The organism is Prevotella sp. AM34-19LB, from assembly GCF_003468525.1.
Lineage (GTDB): Bacteria > Bacteroidota > Bacteroidia > Bacteroidales > Bacteroidaceae > Prevotella.
This window is the reverse complement of the sequence record NZ_QSIG01000119.1, coordinates 1-1,266: the sequence shown is the minus strand read 5'-3', so window position 1 is coordinate 1,266 and position 1,266 is coordinate 1. Positions and strand designations below refer to the sequence as shown.

The 1,266-nt window shown below is 38.9% G+C and carries 1 protein-coding gene; it reads left to right on the top strand.

Going from position 1 to position 1,266, the window contains the following annotated elements; genetic code table 11:
* Window positions 1-143: 143 nt before the first annotated feature.
* Window positions 144-1,266 (top strand): ISAs1 family transposase (locus DW830_RS15465; RefSeq protein WP_119250492.1); only part of this gene is annotated, 1,123 nt, incomplete at its 3' end.

Sequence of the window (1,266 nt, the reverse complement as noted above, 5' to 3'; positions counted from 1 at the left end):
CAGGGCAGACGCATTAAATCTTTTACTCGTCAATATCTATGGTGTATCACTATAACTTATTGAATATTAACATTATATATTTGCATATATGAAATATTTTTCGTATCTTTGTAGAGAAATAATTAACAATTAAAAGGTACAAAATGAGCATTATTAAGTTATCTAAACAAATTGCCGACCCACGAGTAGCGGGTAGAACTGTCCATAAAATGGAACATATCATTTACATTACAATCGCTGCGGTTATAGCTGGGGCTCAGTCTTGGAATGAAATTGCAGAGTTTGGCAAAAGTAAGTTAGACTTCTTCAAACAGCGTTTAGTAGGGCTGGAGTCTATCCCTAGTCATGACACTTTCAATCGTTTCTTTTCAATCTTTAATCCGAAAGGATTTGAAGAGATTTTCAGAAACTGGGTTAGGGAAATAGTTGGGGAAGTTAAAGGTGTTGTTGCCATTGATGGCAAACTTATGCGTGGTTCAAGCAAGTGTGATGCCGAGCATACTCTTGGGCAAGATGACTTCCGTACATGGATCGTATCTGCTTGGTCAGCAGACAATAGCATATCGCTTGGTCAAGAGAAAGTCGGTGAAAAAACGAACGAAATTACAGTCGTCCCCAAGTTGCTTAGCGCTATAGACGTGTCAAACGCCATTGTAACAATAGATGCTATGGGATGCCAAACTTCTATAACTGAGAAAATAATAGAAGGTAAAGGGGACTACATTATCGCCTTGAAGGAAAATCAGAAGAAAAGTTACGAATTTGCCAAGGACATAATCTATGAGAACGAATACAAGGGCAATTGCAATGTTGTCACAAAGCATTATTCCTTCAATGAGGGTCATGGCCGTCAAGAAGAAAGGACCTGCATTGTTGTAAGCTATGGGGACATTATGCAGAAAATGTTTAAGAACAAGTTTATTGGGCTAAGGTCTGTTGTCGGGATAATCTCAAGAAGATCTGTTGCGACATCTGGTGAAACATCAGAGGAAACAAGATACTACATAACTTCTTTAAGCAACGAAGATCCTGAAAAGATAGCTAACGCCATTAGGCAACATTGGTCCATAGAAAACAACTTGCATTGGCAATTGGACATTACTTTCAGAGAAGACGAAAGTAAGAAAGTCAAAAATGCAGCGAGGAACTTCTCTACCATAAGCAAAATGGCCCTCTCCATCTTGAAAAATGACAAGGCGACCAAGGGAAGTCTCAACCTGAAAAGATTGAAGGCAGGCTGGGATGAAGAGTACCTGTCAAAACTTT